Source organism: Fructobacillus cardui (assembly GCF_963580785.1).
In the GTDB taxonomy this organism is placed as follows: Bacteria; Bacillota; Bacilli; order Lactobacillales; family Lactobacillaceae; genus Fructobacillus; species Fructobacillus cardui.
This window is the reverse complement of the sequence record NZ_CAUZLS010000001.1, coordinates 39,115-53,442: the sequence shown is the minus strand read 5'-3', so window position 1 is coordinate 53,442 and position 14,328 is coordinate 39,115. Positions and strand designations below refer to the sequence as shown.

The following is a 14,328-nucleotide window of genomic DNA, read 5'->3' as shown; positions in this document are numbered from 1 at the left end:
TTGCGGTGTGGCTGCTTTGCGGCCGTACTAGTCGGTGACGATTGGAAGGAAGACTTGATGAAGAAACAGGAATTCAGTACCAAAAATCGAGTTTTAGCTATTTTATTAACGCAACCTGGTGTTTATTTTTCTGGCGACAGCTTGGCCCAGTCCTTGGATTTATCACGTGAATCAATCTGGAAGGCCGTGCGGTCGTTAAAGGCTGACGGCCATCAAATTGCGAGTCGCAAGAAGGCTGGCTATGCTTACTTACGCAGTCAGCAAGTGGATGCTCTCGTGCTAAATCAGTGGCTGCATCTTTTGGGTTCTGATTTGGTTGAAAATCAGCAGCCAGTGGTGCAAGTTTTTGAACAAATTGGTTCTACCCAGGCCTATGCTAAGGACATGGTTGCCAAGCAGCCGTTGATAAGACCGGCCTTGTTGGTGGCTAGAGAGCAAAGTGGTGGCTATGGTCGCCAGGGTAGAACGTTTTATTCGCCAAAGGACCGCGGGTTATACGTTTCGTTAGCAATGCCTGTACCGGTTGGCACACAATTAGCACCGAGTCTCTTAACGACATCGGCCGCTGTTTCTCTAGTTCAGGGACTGCAAACTTTTTTTCCGGCCGCTCCCTTTCAACTAAAATGGGTCAATGACCTGATTTTACATGATCATAAAATTGGTGGCGTGATTACGGAGGGAATTTTTGACTTTGAGAGCCAACAATATTCGGCTGTGATCCTTGGCTTTGCCATTAACCTAATGCCAGGTGCTTTTCCAGATGGACTCGAGTCCAAGGCGGGGACAGTACTGGCAGATGGTGAAGCTGATTTGGACTTAAATGTGATTTTGGCTCAATTGATTGTTAACCTCATAAAAATGACGGATACCTACCAAAGCGGTGCGTATCTGCCGGCGTATCGAGAGCTTTCCTTATTGATTGGTCACACTATAACTGTTAAGGTTGGTACAGATGAAAAAACTGGGATAGTCACCGGTATTAGCGACCAGGGTGGTTTAATCATGGTCGAGGATGCTACGGGTCAACAGCAGACGCTTTATGCGGGTGAGGTGACCAAGGTTAAACTCCTGGAAAACTTAAATTTGTAGGAAAGAGAACTGCCGACATGGACTTTGTATTTGCTTCGAATAATTCTGCTAAGACTAAGGAAATGGCCGTTTTGGCTCAAGAAATGGGTTATAGCGTGACCAATTATCGAGATATTTTGGGAAAGGAATTGGCTTTTCCGGAGGAAACGACCGATTCACAGTTAGAGAATGCAAAGGCCAAAGCAACTTTTATTCACCAGTATTTACCGGATGATTGGATTTTAGCTGATGACACCGGTCTGTACTTGCAGGCTTTTCCCGACCGTTTTGGCGTGACCTCTTCGCGTGAATTTAAGAGCTTGAATGTGATTGGTAAGGAAGCCGAGATTAACTATATTTTGAGCCTTTATGATCAAGGGCAGGATCGGTCGGCCTACCTTTTGGCTGTTTTGGCCGCCTGCAGCCCGGCCGGTCAACTGTATACTGGTGCCGGCAAGGGTGGCGTTAAGATTGCTACGGAGGCACGACGTGGGGACTTAATTGGCGGATTGGATGACATTATGGAGGCCGAAAATGGTCTGACTTTGTCCGAAATGACCATGTCCGAATTAGTTACCTATCACGACCGTGCCCGAGCTTTGGCTCAGGTTTTACAGGAAATTAAAACGGCAGAATAACCGAACTCTTTTTTAAAAATCAGAAAGTAACACTGGACCGATTGCCACTGTGTTGATACGAACGATGAAATTTGATGAACAAGTTTCGGGAGTCATATCTATGGTGGTGTCGGTTTTTTCTTTTGGTAGATTTCGTGGAAGATTTTCATTGAAGACCTCGATTTTTGAAAAAGACAGCTAATCATGCTAAAATAGTAAGGTTGATTTTACTGGGCTTTTAAAAAGCCGAAAGGAGGGCTTATGACAACTGCTAAGAGTGCATTTTGGCAAAAGATTGTAGATGAAGCCAAAGATGAAAACGGGAACAAGCGACCATTCTTTTCAATGGCACCAATGGAAGCGGTCACGGATACAATTTTCCGTCGCGTGGTTGCCAAAGCTGGTGGGCCGGATGTGTATTATACGGAGTTCACGAACGCTGCATCAATGGTTCACCCTGAGGCAAAGTTTTCCGTTCAGGGTCGGTTAGCGGTTGCTCCGGGCGAAAAAATGCCGATTGCTCAAATCTGGGGATCAAAGCCAGAAGTGATTGCTGGAGCAGCCAAGTTGCTTCCTGAAATGGGTTATCAGGCCGTTGATTTAAACATGGGTTGCCCAGATGGCACAGTTATCAAGAACGATGCCGGCTCTGATTTGATTCGCCATCCGGACCGAGCTAAGGCACTAATCGCTGCAGCCAAGGAAAGTGGTTTGCCCGTATCTGTGAAGACGCGGTTAGGCTTTTATAAAGTCGAAGAGTACCACGACTGGTTGACGATGATTTTCGAACAGGACGTTCAAGTGCTGACGATTCATTTGCGAACTCGGAAGGAAATGTCAAAGGTTGAGGCTCACTTCGAGTTGATTGATGACATTATTGCCATGCGTGATCGGTTGGCACCGGATACACTTCTCCAAATCAATGGGGATGTCAAGGACTACGAGCACGGTTTGGCTTTGGCAGCCGAACATCCTGGTATTGATGGGGTGATGATTGGCCGTGGCGTCTTAAACGACCCATACGCCTTTGAACCAGGCCATCAGGACCACACTTTGGCAGAATCAATCGCTCTTTTGGAATTGCAATTGGACTTGTTTGATGAAGTGAATAAGACGGCTTCTATCAAGAACTTTGAAGCATTGAAGCGTTACTTTAAGATTTACCTGAGGGGCTTCCCTCATGCTTCTCAGTTGCGCCAATTGCTGATGGAAACTCACGCAACCGATCAAGTGCGGGCTTTATTGGCAGAACACGTTGGTGACCTTTTGCAGACTCCTGCACGTTAAGGGATATCATCATTGTGATTGGTTAAGCCGCGATGAGATAAGCCAACAAATTAAGACGTATTATTTGAATAAGTAAAAAGGATTGATACCCCGTATTTTCTCGGTATCAGTCCTTTTAAGTTGCTTTTAAATTATGGTAGTGAATTCATTTTTAATGAACTCATTAGGTGTGGTAAATCGGTGCCTTTTTATTTTTGCATGGTATTGAATAAATCGGTAATAAATGTCCAAAAACAGCTTTATATCAATGTTTTCGAGGGTTTTATGCTATAGTATTTGTATAGCAAACAAGCGTGGATGGTGGCTATCCTTTTTCAAAGGAGGTGGTGCGTATGGTGTTAAAACCAACAATCACATTCTAAGAAAGGAGATGCCAGGGTGTCGGTGACGATTGCCTTACAATTAATGCTGTCTTTCGGAACTTTTGTTCTGATATTGCTGGGATTAGTGATTGAGCTTATTAAATTAAGCCAAAAAAAAATAACCATCACAGGCTTTGACGAGCTGATGGTTATTTATAACTAATCAGATAGCCACCGTTTTACGGGTTTGCTAGAAAGCGTTGTAGTTGTAGCTACAGCGCTTTTTCCACAACACCATTATAACACCAAGATGTTCGAGTGCCAACAGGACGGTTGGAATGTTTGTTAAAATGCACATGGACGTTGTGAACGATTTGAATTTTCGTTTTAATTAATGCTACAATGGCAGTATTGAATAAAAAACTTTGGTTGAGGTCATACTCAAGGCGGAGCCTAACGGGGGAGTTAGGTTTACTTGGAGTGGGCCTTTTTTCTTTGCTCATTTCAAGCTGACTAGGCTATAAATGTGGAGGAAGAAAATGACGATTTGGACATTTGGATTGATTTTGTTCGGGGCTTTGATGATGTCTTGGCTAGCGGAGCGCTTGCGACTGCCGACTGTTGTTGGTCAAATTGGTGCGGGGATTATTTTGGGACCAGCAGGTTTTCATCTGCTGTCTGCTAATCATAGCTTAGCCACATGGGCAGAGGTCGGAGTTTTGCTCTTAATGTTTTTGGCCGGCATTGAATCTGATCTTGGATTGTTAAAGCGCCATGCCCGACAGGCGGTAACGGTTGCTCTAGCCGGGGTGGTAACGCCCTTTGTGGTCTTTTTGGTACTGGGACTGACCTTGGGGATGACCGATGAAAAATCTCTTTTTTGGGCGGTGCTGTTCTCGGCCACATCCGTTTCAATTACGGCGCAAATTTTGACTGAGTATCATCAGGTCAAATCAGACGCCGGAGCGACTATCTTGGGAGCAGCCGTTTTAGATGACATTTTGGCAATTTTGATGTGGACGGTCTACCAGACGGTCTTTGGAATTGGCGAAAAGATTCAGCGCCCCTTATGGTTCACCATTTTATTGATGGTCATGTTTTTGCTTGTGTTAGTTTCAGTTTTGCTTTACGTATTGCCAAAAATTTTGCCAGCAATCGGTCGCTTGTCGCTACCGGGGGCTGTTCTGAATTTTGCACTGGTAATCGTTTTACTCAGTGCAACCTTGTCAGAGAAAATTGGACTTTCGGGAGCCATCGTGGCCTTTGTTGTCGGCGTGCTCTTTTCTCGGCAGAAATCAGCCGCGGCGATTGAATACGGCGTCACTTTAGTTGGTCAAACCGTCTTTATTCCGATTTTCTTTGTTAATATCGGGTTAAAGGTTACACTCGTTGGCCAGTTAGCTAATCTGCCGTTGATTGCGATTTTGACAATTTTCGCGATTTTGACGAAGTTCTTTGGGGCCTACTTTGGAGCTCGGCTAGTCAAGGTGCCGGTTGGCGATGCTCGGGTTGTCGGTGTTGGGATGGTCTCACGTGGTGAGATGGCCATTGTGATTGCTGATTTGGCACTGTCAGCTCATGCGTTGAGTTCGGGTCATTATGCGATGTTGACGATCGTCATTTTGTTAACGACAATTTTCACGCCAATCGCCTTAAAACCATTATTAAGAAAATAAGTGGACTGATAACTTGAATAGCCATTGGTTTATGGGACGTGAAATCAGCGAAAATGAAATAAGTTAACTGATAGGAAATGTTTTGTTCCTTTTCAGGAGCATGTAACTAAAAAATGGCTGCACATAAGGCCGAGTTTTCTCGGCCTGTTTTTGCTAAAAAAGGCTTAGTTTCAGTCTTTTTAAAGGTTCGCTTTTTGTCGGCCTATGCTATAATGAGTCTATGCGATTAACTAGACAAGATGTGACAAAAATTTTACAAAAACACGACCTACTCGTCAGTGAACCAACTGATGATTTGGTCTTTGACCACCTTCATTATGACACCCGTCAGGTCCAGGACCAGACGCTCTTTGTTGTCAAAGGGGCCTTTAAGGCGGAATACCTTGCCGGGGTCGATGGTGTGACGGCCTTGGTAACTGACCATGATTTGGGTACTGATTTACCCCAGTGGTTGGTGACTGATAGTCAAAAGGCTTTATCAGTGTTGGCGATGGCCTACTTTGATTACCCGCAAGACCAGCTTTGGATTGGTGCCTTTACGGGAACCAAGGGGAAGACAACGGCTGCTTACTTTGCCTATACGATGCTGAAAGAAGCAACTGCGGGGAAGACGGCATTGTTTTCAACGGTCGATCGGATTGTTGGCCCAAATCCAGCGGATAAGAAAAAATCAGATTTGACCACGCCCGAATCTTTTGAACTCTTTAAAGACATGCGCCGTGCGGTCGACAATGGGATGACCCACTTGGTGATGGAAGTTTCCTCACAGGCATACTTGCGTAACCGTGTTTATGGTTTGCGCTTTAACGTTGGGGCCTTTTTGAATATTTCACCGGATCATATCGGACCAAATGAGCATCCAACATTTGCCGATTATTTGGCACATAAGGAAATGCTGTTGGATAATTCCGACCACGTGATTTTAAATGCGGGAATGGACCACTACCAAGCAATCTTTGACCGCGCTGCTAGTCAGCATGACCGCGTGTTGACTTATGGTCGCGCCGGAACGGCACCTGTTAATGGTCAGCAACCATTAGTGACCTTTACGAGTCAAGAGTCCGCTTTGCACGAGTCACACTTTACGGTGACAACTGGTGTGGCGGTGCCTGATTTACACGTGATTAGTGGTGGCTACCGCTTGAACCTTCCCGGTGACTTCAACGAGGAAAACGCCGTGGCATCACTGATGATGGTCGGGCTAGCCGGAGCTGACCATCAGTCAATGGTGAAGGGGCTGGATGAGGTCACGATTCCAGGCCGGATGCTTTCATTAAAGTTGCCTGGTCACGGGGTCGCCTTTGTCGATTACGCTCACAACTACGTTTCCTTACTATCGCTTTTGGCCTTTGCCAAGGCGCAGTCCCCAGATGGACAAGTCATTGTTGTTCTGGGTGCACCAGGAAATAAGGGTGTTTCCCGCCGAGCTGATTTTGCCAAGGTCTTGTCACAAAAGGCTGACCAAGTCTTCTTGACGGCTGACGACCCCCAGTACGAAAGCCCATTGACGATTGCCAAGACAATTGCTGATGGTATCACGAATGACCATGTCCAAGTTCACTTTGAGATGGACCGGATTACCGCTATTCACCAGGCGATTGATTTAGCTGGCGAAAATGACTTGGTTGTGGTTGCCGGCAAGGGTGAGGACCCTTACCAAAAGGTCGATGGCGTTGATACACCCTACATCGGTGACTATGCCACTGTGAAAGAGTGCCAGCAGGCCCTTTTGGCCGGCCAGGGATTACTCGTGGAGGATTAGCCATGACAGCTTTTTACCAAGATAAAAACATCCTCTTAGCCGTAACGGGCGGTGTCGCAGCCTATAAGGCAGCCGAATTAACGCGGCTGTTGATTAAAGCTGGAGCCAATGTCAAAGTGGTGATGACGGATGCGGCCCAAGAATTTTTACCAGCCAAGACTTTGGCGGTGCTTTCGACGTACCCCGTTTTGACCGATGCAAGTTGGCAAGGACCTAGCAGCGCTGTTGACCACGTTCACTTAGCGAAGTGGGCTGATTTGATTGTGCTGGCACCTTTGACGGCCAATACCTTGGCTAAATTAGCTTTGGGACTTGCCGACAACGTGTTAACGGCAACGGTCATGGCTAGCGCAGCTCGCAAGATTGCTGTACCCGCGATGAATGACGTGATGTGGAGTAGTCCCGCGGTGCAGCGAAATGTTGACCAACTAAAGCAAGACGGTTTTGACTTTATCGGACCGGCTAGTGGTTTCTTGGCCGAAGGCTATGAAGCCAAGGGCAGAATGGTGGAACCAGCTGAAATCGTGAAGGCCGTTGCTGATTTACACTCTGACGACTTCCAAGATGCTGTTTTTGAGGAAAAGCCCCTAGCCGGCAAAAAAGTTGTGATTACCGCGGGTGGAACGCGGGAACCAATTGATCCGGTGCGCTATTTGACCAATAAGTCTTCTGGTAAAATGGGTTATGCCCTAGCCGAAGCGGCCCGCGCAGCTGGTGCGACCGTCACATTGGTGGCGGCCACCTCACGGCAGGTAAGCCCAGCCATTCAGGTTATTTTGGTTGGTGACACGAGAGAGATGTTGGCAGCCGTTCAAAAAGAAGTGGCCACAGCTGATGTTTACATCGGCGCTGCAGCGGTATCTGATTTCCGAGTGGCTGAAGTAGCTGATCACAAGGTCAAGAAGCATGGTGATGAGCACATGATTTTAGATTTGGTGCAAAATCCCGACATCTTAAAGACCGTTGGTGAGACGAAAAAGCCGGGACAGGTCGTCGTTGGCTTTGCGGCCGAAACCGAAAACCTGGTTGAAAATGCCCAGGCTAAATTAGTCAAAAAGCATGCCGATTTGATTGTGGCCAATAATGTTTTGGAGGCAGACGCTGGCTTCAATAAGGACACAAACAAGGTGACGTTGGTCACCGCTGACCAGGAGCCAATCCAGGTAGCGGCCAAATTGAAGACAGAAGTTGCCGAAGACATTATCGCTCTGGTAGCTGATTTACTAACATCTTAAAACTTTATGGTATAATAGTGACCTATACGAAAGTAAGCAGGAGGCTGTGATGAGCAAGGAAGACGAAAAGCAAGAATCCAAGTATCACGTGGGGGATGAGTTGCTCGCCCCAGCATACGGGAACCTTGAAAACCCCTTTACTGGTAAGGTTGAAAAGGTTTACGAAAATGCATTGTTGGTTGAAATCATCGAAAATGATCCAGCCGACCAACCAGCCGTCAATGAAATGAACCACCGCGCTGTTGTTCGAATGGCCGATGTGGAAGTCATCAAGGCAGCACCCCAGGACGAAAAGTCTGAATAAGACATCCTGGTTGTAATTGAAAAAGATAGAAGGCAGGTGCCCAGCTTTGCAGTGACCTTAACGTTAGTGTGAGTTAAGGGCTGGCCCTGGCCCGCGCGGCTTTTTCTGCTCAGAATTTGATAACAAAGTGGCCATATGGCTATTAGAGTGGTACCGCGGGCAGGGCTCGTCTCTTTGGTTAATAAGAGACGGGTCCTCTTTTGCAAGATAGTGAAATTTTTAATAAAAGGATAATACAATGGCAACGAATCAAGCAGTGACTTCCGCCTTACAGGCGGTCCTACCTGACATGACAGCTGAAGAAATCGCAAGCAAGGTGGAAGCGCCCAAGGATACTAAGATGGGTGACTTGGCCTTTCCAACTTTTACTTTGGCAAAGGTCTTAAAGAAGGCCCCACAGCAAATTGCGGCTGACCTTGTCGAACAAATCGACCAAAGTGGCTTTGAAAAGGTTGTCGCAACTGGCCCTTACATCAACTTTTTCTTGGATAAGAAGGCGATAACACAAGAGACATTGACCGCTGTTTTGACTGCTGGCGACCAATACGGAAAGAATAACCGGGGTCAGGGGCGAAACATCGCTTTGGATATGTCATCACCAAACATTGCTAAGCCAATGTCAATGGGACACTTGCGTTCAACAGTGATTGGCAATGCTTTGTCGAACTTAGCTGAAGAAAACGGGTACCAGCCAGTTAAAATTAATCATCTTGGTGACTGGGGAACCCAGTTTGGTAAGCTGATTTATGCTTATAAGACATGGGGATCGGAAGAAGAAGTTAAGGCCGACCCAATTGCCACTCTCTTGAAGTACTATGTGGAATTCCACGATAAGGCAAAGGAAGACCCATCATTGGATGATGAGGGTCGTGCTTGGTTTAAAAAGCTTGAAGATGGCGACCCAGAGGCAAAGCGCTTGTGGGCCTGGTTCCGTGAGGAATCATTGAAGGAATTTACGGAAATTTATGACCGCTTGGGCATCGAATTTGATTCCTTTAATGGGGAAGCTTTCTACAACGACAAGATGGATAAGGTCGTTGATATGTTGGAAGCAAAGAAGCTCTTGCAGGAATCCCAAGGGGCGCAAATCGTTGACTTGTCCTCAATCAATGAAAATTTGACTCCAGCGATGATTAAGCGAACTGATGGTGCTACTTTGTACATGACTCGTGATTTGGCAGCGGCCATTTACCGTAAGGAAACTTATGATTTTGCGAAGTCTTTGTATGTCGTTGGTGGCGAACAGCGTGAACACTTTGTGCAATTAAAGGCTGTTTTGAATTTGCTTGGATTACCATGGGCGGACGATGTTGAACACATTTCCTTTGGTTTGATTACCTTTAACGGTAAGAAGATGTCAACTCGTAAGGGTGACGTTGTCTTGTTGAAGGATGTTTTGGATGATGCCCACGAGCTTGCTCTTTCACAAATTAACGAAAAAAATCCTGATTTGGTCAATAAAGACCAGGTTGCCGAAGAAGTCGGTGCTGGAGCGGTGGTCTTCCACGATTTGATGAATGACCGGACCAACAACTTTGACTTTAACCTTGGTGAAGTCGTTCGCTTTGAAGGGGATACCGGACCATACGTGCAGTATACGAATGCACGGGCTCAATCAATCCTTCGGAAAGCTGGCGTTACGGTCGACGAAAGGCAAATCAGTCTTGATGATCCACAAACATGGGACATTGTGACAACTTTGGTGAACTTCCCTGATACTGTTGTGCGGGCCTTTGACCACCGCGAACCATCAGTGATTGCTAAATATGCATTATCGCTAGCTCGCTCGTTCAATAAGTACTATGCTAATTCTAAGATTTTGGCAGAAGATGAAAACTTGAATGGTCGTCTCGCTTTGGTTAAGGCCGTATCCACGACTTTGACAATTGCACTTTCAATTCTTGGTGTGCAAGCACCAAAGGAAATGTAAAAACTCTTTTTATCGGTGACCACCTGTGCGTTATGCGGCAGGCATGAGCCCTGTTGGTTAAAGGAAAACGGATGAAAGCAAAATTTTCACTTAAAAATACAACCTTTTGGAAACGAACGGCCCCGACTTGGAACCGCTATCAAATTGGTCGACTTCTGATTCTGATTTTTATGTCGCTGTTCTTAGTGACCTCAGTCTACTTAGTGACGATGGCCAAGACGATGCACGTCCAAAAGCTGGAATCATCACTGTCACAAACGACGAATATCTACGATAGTTCGAATAACTATGCTGGGTCGTTGTACTCGCAAAAGGGTACTTATGTCAAATATGATCAGATTTCACAGAACATGCGCGATGCCGTTTTGTCGATTGAAGATCGTAACTTTTATAAGGAACATGGGTTCTCCGTTTCTGGCCTTGGTCGAGCAGCGTACTTGTTTGTTCGTAATCGCTTGACCGGTTCACATGTCATCTCTGGTGGTGGGTCAACGATTACCCAGCAACTGGTAAAAAATGCCTATTTGACTCAAGAGCAAACCTTTACTCGAAAGGCCAAAGAAATTTTCTTGTCTATGCAAGTTGAACAGGTTTATTCGAAAAATCAGATTTTGACGATGTACCTGAATAATGCATGGTTTGGTCATGGTGTTTGGGGGGTTGAAGATGCTTCAGAGAAGTACTTCGGTGTTCATGCCAAGGACTTGACAACCGAGCAGGCAGCTACTTTGGCCGGTATGCTGACGAATCCATCGGGCTTTAACCCAATCGATAATCCAGATCGATCGAAGGCTCGAAGAAATTTGGTTTTGCAGACAATGTATGAAAACAAGAAGTTGACTAAGGACCAGGAAAAGGCTGCTCAGGCAACTGACATTGTGCTGCATGACAACTATACGGGTGATGAGTCGTATCATTATCCATGGTTCTTTGATGCCGTGATTAATGAAGCCGTCAATAAGTACGGTTTGGACGAAAAAGACATCATGAACCGGGGGTATAAAATTTATACAACCCTGAACCAAAAAGACCAGGAAAACATGCAAAACGATTTCCAGAAGAGTAGTCTCTTTGGAAATCAGTCACAGGCACAGGCGGCTTCGATTGTCTTAGATGCTAAGACGGGTGGTGTTCGAGCCGTTATTGGTGGCCGTGAAACCCAACATACTTTCCGTGGCTTTAACCGTGCCACTCAGTCACAATTGCAACCCGGCTCCATTATTAAGCCTTTGGTTGTTTACGCGCCAGCATTGGAAGCGGGCTACAGTATTAATACCAAGTTACCTAATAAGAAGATGACCTTTGGTACGAATAATTATTCGCCAAATAATGCGCTGAATGTCGAAACGGCCGATGTACCAATGTATGTGGCCTTAGAGCATTCTTACAATATTCCAGCTGTTTATTTGCTGAATAAGTTAGGTGTAAATGTTGGTTGGGACTCTGGTAAGAAGTTTGGCTTGCCACTGGTTGATGCAGATAAAAACTATGCTTTGGCCCTTGGTGGCTTGACGACTGGTGTGTCACCATCTCAAATGGCGTCCGCCTATACGGCTTTTGCAAACGGCGGAACGATGTCACAAGCCCACTATATTACCAAAATTGTTGATTCTTCTGGCAAGGTGATTGTTGCTCAGCCAAAGGTAACTCAAAAGCAAGTGATTTCAAAATCAGTTGCGGATAATATGACAAAAATGATGCTTGGTACTTATACCAGCGGAACTGGAACGGGTGCAGCACCATCTGGTTATAAGATTGCCGGTAAAACTGGAACTACTGAGAATCCTAATGATTCAAACAATGCGAACTCCTCAAAGGATTCATGGGCTGTGGCCTACACCAAGGATATCGTTCAAGTTTCTTGGGAAGGTTTGGAAGGTGACAATACAAGTTCTCTACCAATCGGCTTGATGGGGACAATTGGTTACTTCGTGAAGACTTCATTGGGTCAAATTTTACCAAATACGACAGGTGATAACTTTAGTGTTTCAGACGCTAGTCAAACGAACACTAGCAATACTAATACTTCATCATCTTCATCATCAAATTGGTTCACAAACGCAGCAAATAACTTCAGTAACGGTGTGAATACCACAGTTGCTGGTGCGGCTAAAGTATGGGATACTATTACAGGAGCATTTAAGTAGAGATTATTAGTGATTTCACTACTCCGATTTGTATTTGAAAGGGATAATAATGACAGTTAACATTTACGATAACGCAAACGAAATGGCTAAGGTTTTGGTCGAAACTGATCAATACAAGTCATGGCAAACTGCCTTTGACGCAGTTCAAGGCGATGATGCTGCGAAGGATTTGTTTAAGCAATTCCAGTCAATCCAAATGATTGTGCAACAAATGATGCAAGCACAGCAACAACCTACTCCTGACCAAGAAAAGGAATGGGATGCTGTCGCTAAGCAAGTCCAAGAAAACGACAAGATTAAGGACTTGATGGCCGCAGAACAGATTTTGAACACGTTGTTGGGTGAAATCAACGAAATCGTGACAAAGCCTGTGTCTGAGTCATACGCCAAGGTACAACAAGCTTAATTTGTTCGAATAAATCAGAAAAAGGCTGAATGGTTTAACCGTTCGGCCTTTTTCTACTAGAAGCCAAACTTACCAAAGGTTTTGGCTTCTTTTTGTGTGATTTGGAAACCTTAACCGTCTAACTTGACCGAGGGCAAAAAAGGCAAGACCATCGTGGTGCAATGGTCTTGCCTAAACTAATTTTGATTTAAAAGATGTTGTGATAAATGGCTTTGACCGCGTTATCAACGTCCTTAGATTCGACACCAAGCATAATTGAAATTTCAGAAGCACCTTGGTTCACCATTTGCAACGAAATACCGGCGTCCTTTAGTGGTGTAACGATTTCGGTAAAGGCACCAACACGGTTAATCATTCCTTGACCGACAACCATAATAATGGAAAAGTCATCATGCCAAGCCATTGTATCGGGTGATAATTCACGCTCAATATCTGTTTGGATTTGTTCGATTTGTTCCTTATTGAGGCTCTTTTTGTTGAAGATAATCGTTAAATCATCAATTCCAGAAGGCATGTGTTCGTAAGGAACACCATGGCGGTCCAAAATTTTTAGAATGCGCATGGTAAAGCCGATTTCCTTGTTTAACAGGTATCGGTGCAGGTAAAGGGCACAAAAGTTGTCTGAAGCGGCAATTCCTGTTACACGGCGTTCCGGCTTATTTTGTTCGGCTGGACCAATCCAAGTACCAGGAGCAGTTGGATCATTGGTATTTTTGACGTTAATTGGTACCTGAGCTTGAATAGCTGGGATAATGGCTTCATCGTGGAAGACGGCAAAGCCAGCGTAGGATAATTCTCGCATTTCACTATAAGACATGTTCTTAATAGCTGCTGGGTGGCTGACCAACCGGGGGTTGACGGCGTAAATAGCAGAGACATCTGTAAAGTTTTCATAGACTTCTGCCATTAAGCCACGAGCTAAAATCGCACCGGTGATGTCGGAACCACCACGAGAAAAGGTAACCATCTCGCCACGGTCATTGTAACCAAAGAAACCTGGGAAAATATAACGGGTATCATCTTTGATTTCAAAGGCGGCAAGGTCTTGATAAGTGGTTTCTTCATTTAGGGTTGCGGTTGTCGCATCGGTTTCCATATGAAGCTGTTTTGGGTCGACGAAAACTGCCTTTTCACCTTTAGCTTGCAGAATCAAGGCCAGTAATTGCGCGTTTAAATACTCGCCATGGGCGGCAAAGGCAGCTCGCAAATAAGAGTAGGAGCGATAATGATGATTTGCCAATTGGTCAATTTGGTCAGGAATCGTTTGGAAAACCTCTTGATCGAGGTTAAAGTGGTCGGCAATGGTCTGATAGCGTTCCTTCAACGCTAAGAGCGTTTCAGTAGCATCCTCATCGTTGATAGTTTCGTTGGCATAGCGAATCAAGAGGTCGGTAACCTTGATTGGAAATTCTTTTGCCTTACCAGGGGCGGAGGTCACAACGACCTGACGGTCTTCATCCTGATTTAAAATATCGATGACGCGTTCAAACTGGGCTCCAGTTGCTAAAGAGGAACCGCCGAATTTTGTTACTTTCATAATACTGCCGGTAAGAAACCGGCACTCCTTTCATAAATCAAAACAGATTGAGTGTCT

General features: G+C 45.4%; 12 protein-coding genes. 11 read left to right on the top strand and 1 reads right to left on the bottom strand.

The genetic code is table 11. The features are described 5' to 3' along the window. The first annotated feature begins 57 nt into the window (after window positions 1–57). The 11 genes from AABI20_RS00245 to AABI20_RS00195 all read left to right on the top strand — a co-directional run bounded on the left by AABI20_RS00245 (window position 58) and on the right by AABI20_RS00195 (window position 12,734). Window positions 58–1,089 (top strand): biotin--[acetyl-CoA-carboxylase] ligase, encoded by a 1,032-nt coding sequence (locus AABI20_RS00245; protein ID WP_338346425.1) that lies wholly within the window; start codon window positions 58–60, stop codon window positions 1,087–1,089. A gap of 17 nt (window positions 1,090–1,106) precedes the next feature. Continuing rightward, window positions 1,107–1,706, top strand: a complete 600-nt coding sequence (locus AABI20_RS00240; protein ID WP_338346423.1) for a non-canonical purine NTP pyrophosphatase — start codon at window positions 1,107–1,109, stop codon at window positions 1,704–1,706. Window positions 1,707–1,946: 240 nt separating this feature from the next. Continuing rightward, a complete protein-coding gene (locus AABI20_RS00235) occupies window positions 1,947–2,972 on the top strand; it encodes a tRNA dihydrouridine synthase (RefSeq protein WP_288846100.1) in 1,026 nt (341 codons plus the stop codon). Between the two features lie 378 nt (window positions 2,973–3,350). Continuing rightward, complete coding sequence (locus AABI20_RS00230) at window positions 3,351–3,497, top strand: putative holin-like toxin (protein ID WP_338346421.1); 147 nt, start codon at window positions 3,351–3,353, stop codon at window positions 3,495–3,497. A gap of 316 nt (window positions 3,498–3,813) precedes the next feature. Continuing rightward, window positions 3,814–4,950, top strand: a complete 1,137-nt coding sequence (locus AABI20_RS00225) for a cation:proton antiporter (RefSeq protein ID WP_047975151.1) — start codon at window positions 3,814–3,816, stop codon at window positions 4,948–4,950. Window positions 4,951–5,170: 220 nt separating this feature from the next. Further along, window positions 5,171–6,712: a UDP-N-acetylmuramyl-tripeptide synthetase gene (murE, locus tag AABI20_RS00220; protein WP_338346418.1), complete on the top strand. Its 1,542-nt coding sequence runs from the start codon at window positions 5,171–5,173 to the stop codon at window positions 6,710–6,712. A 2-nt stretch (window positions 6,713–6,714) separates the two neighbouring features. Beyond that, on the top strand, window positions 6,715–7,947 hold the full coding sequence (gene coaBC, locus AABI20_RS00215) for a bifunctional phosphopantothenoylcysteine decarboxylase/phosphopantothenate--cysteine ligase CoaBC (protein ID WP_338346416.1): 1,233 nt from the start codon (window positions 6,715–6,717) through the stop codon (window positions 7,945–7,947). Between the two features lie 49 nt (window positions 7,948–7,996). After that, entirely contained in the window at window positions 7,997–8,251 is a 255-nt protein-coding gene (locus AABI20_RS00210; protein ID WP_059393417.1) for a hypothetical protein, read from the top strand. 238 nt (window positions 8,252–8,489) lie between these two features. Then, window positions 8,490–10,181 carry an arginine--tRNA ligase gene (gene argS / locus AABI20_RS00205; RefSeq protein WP_338346414.1) on the top strand — a complete coding sequence of 564 codons (1,692 nt, stop codon included), beginning with the start codon at window positions 8,490–8,492 and terminating at the stop codon, window positions 10,179–10,181. 71 nt (window positions 10,182–10,252) lie between these two features. Next, window positions 10,253–12,328 carry a PBP1A family penicillin-binding protein gene (locus AABI20_RS00200; RefSeq protein WP_288846106.1) on the top strand — a complete coding sequence of 692 codons (2,076 nt, stop codon included), beginning with the start codon at window positions 10,253–10,255 and terminating at the stop codon, window positions 12,326–12,328. Window positions 12,329–12,377: 49 nt separating this feature from the next. Continuing rightward, window positions 12,378–12,734: a YlbF family regulator gene (locus AABI20_RS00195; RefSeq protein WP_288846107.1), complete on the top strand. Its 357-nt coding sequence runs from the start codon at window positions 12,378–12,380 to the stop codon at window positions 12,732–12,734. A 187-nt stretch (window positions 12,735–12,921) separates the two neighbouring features. Here AABI20_RS00195 and AABI20_RS00190 read toward each other — a convergent pair whose 3' ends face one another. After that, the gene (locus AABI20_RS00190; RefSeq protein WP_047975158.1) at window positions 12,922–14,271 is read right to left on the bottom strand and encodes an aspartate kinase; all 1,350 of its coding nucleotides are present in this window, start codon (window positions 14,269–14,271) and stop codon (window positions 12,922–12,924) included. Between the last annotated feature and the right edge of the window lie 57 nt (window positions 14,272–14,328).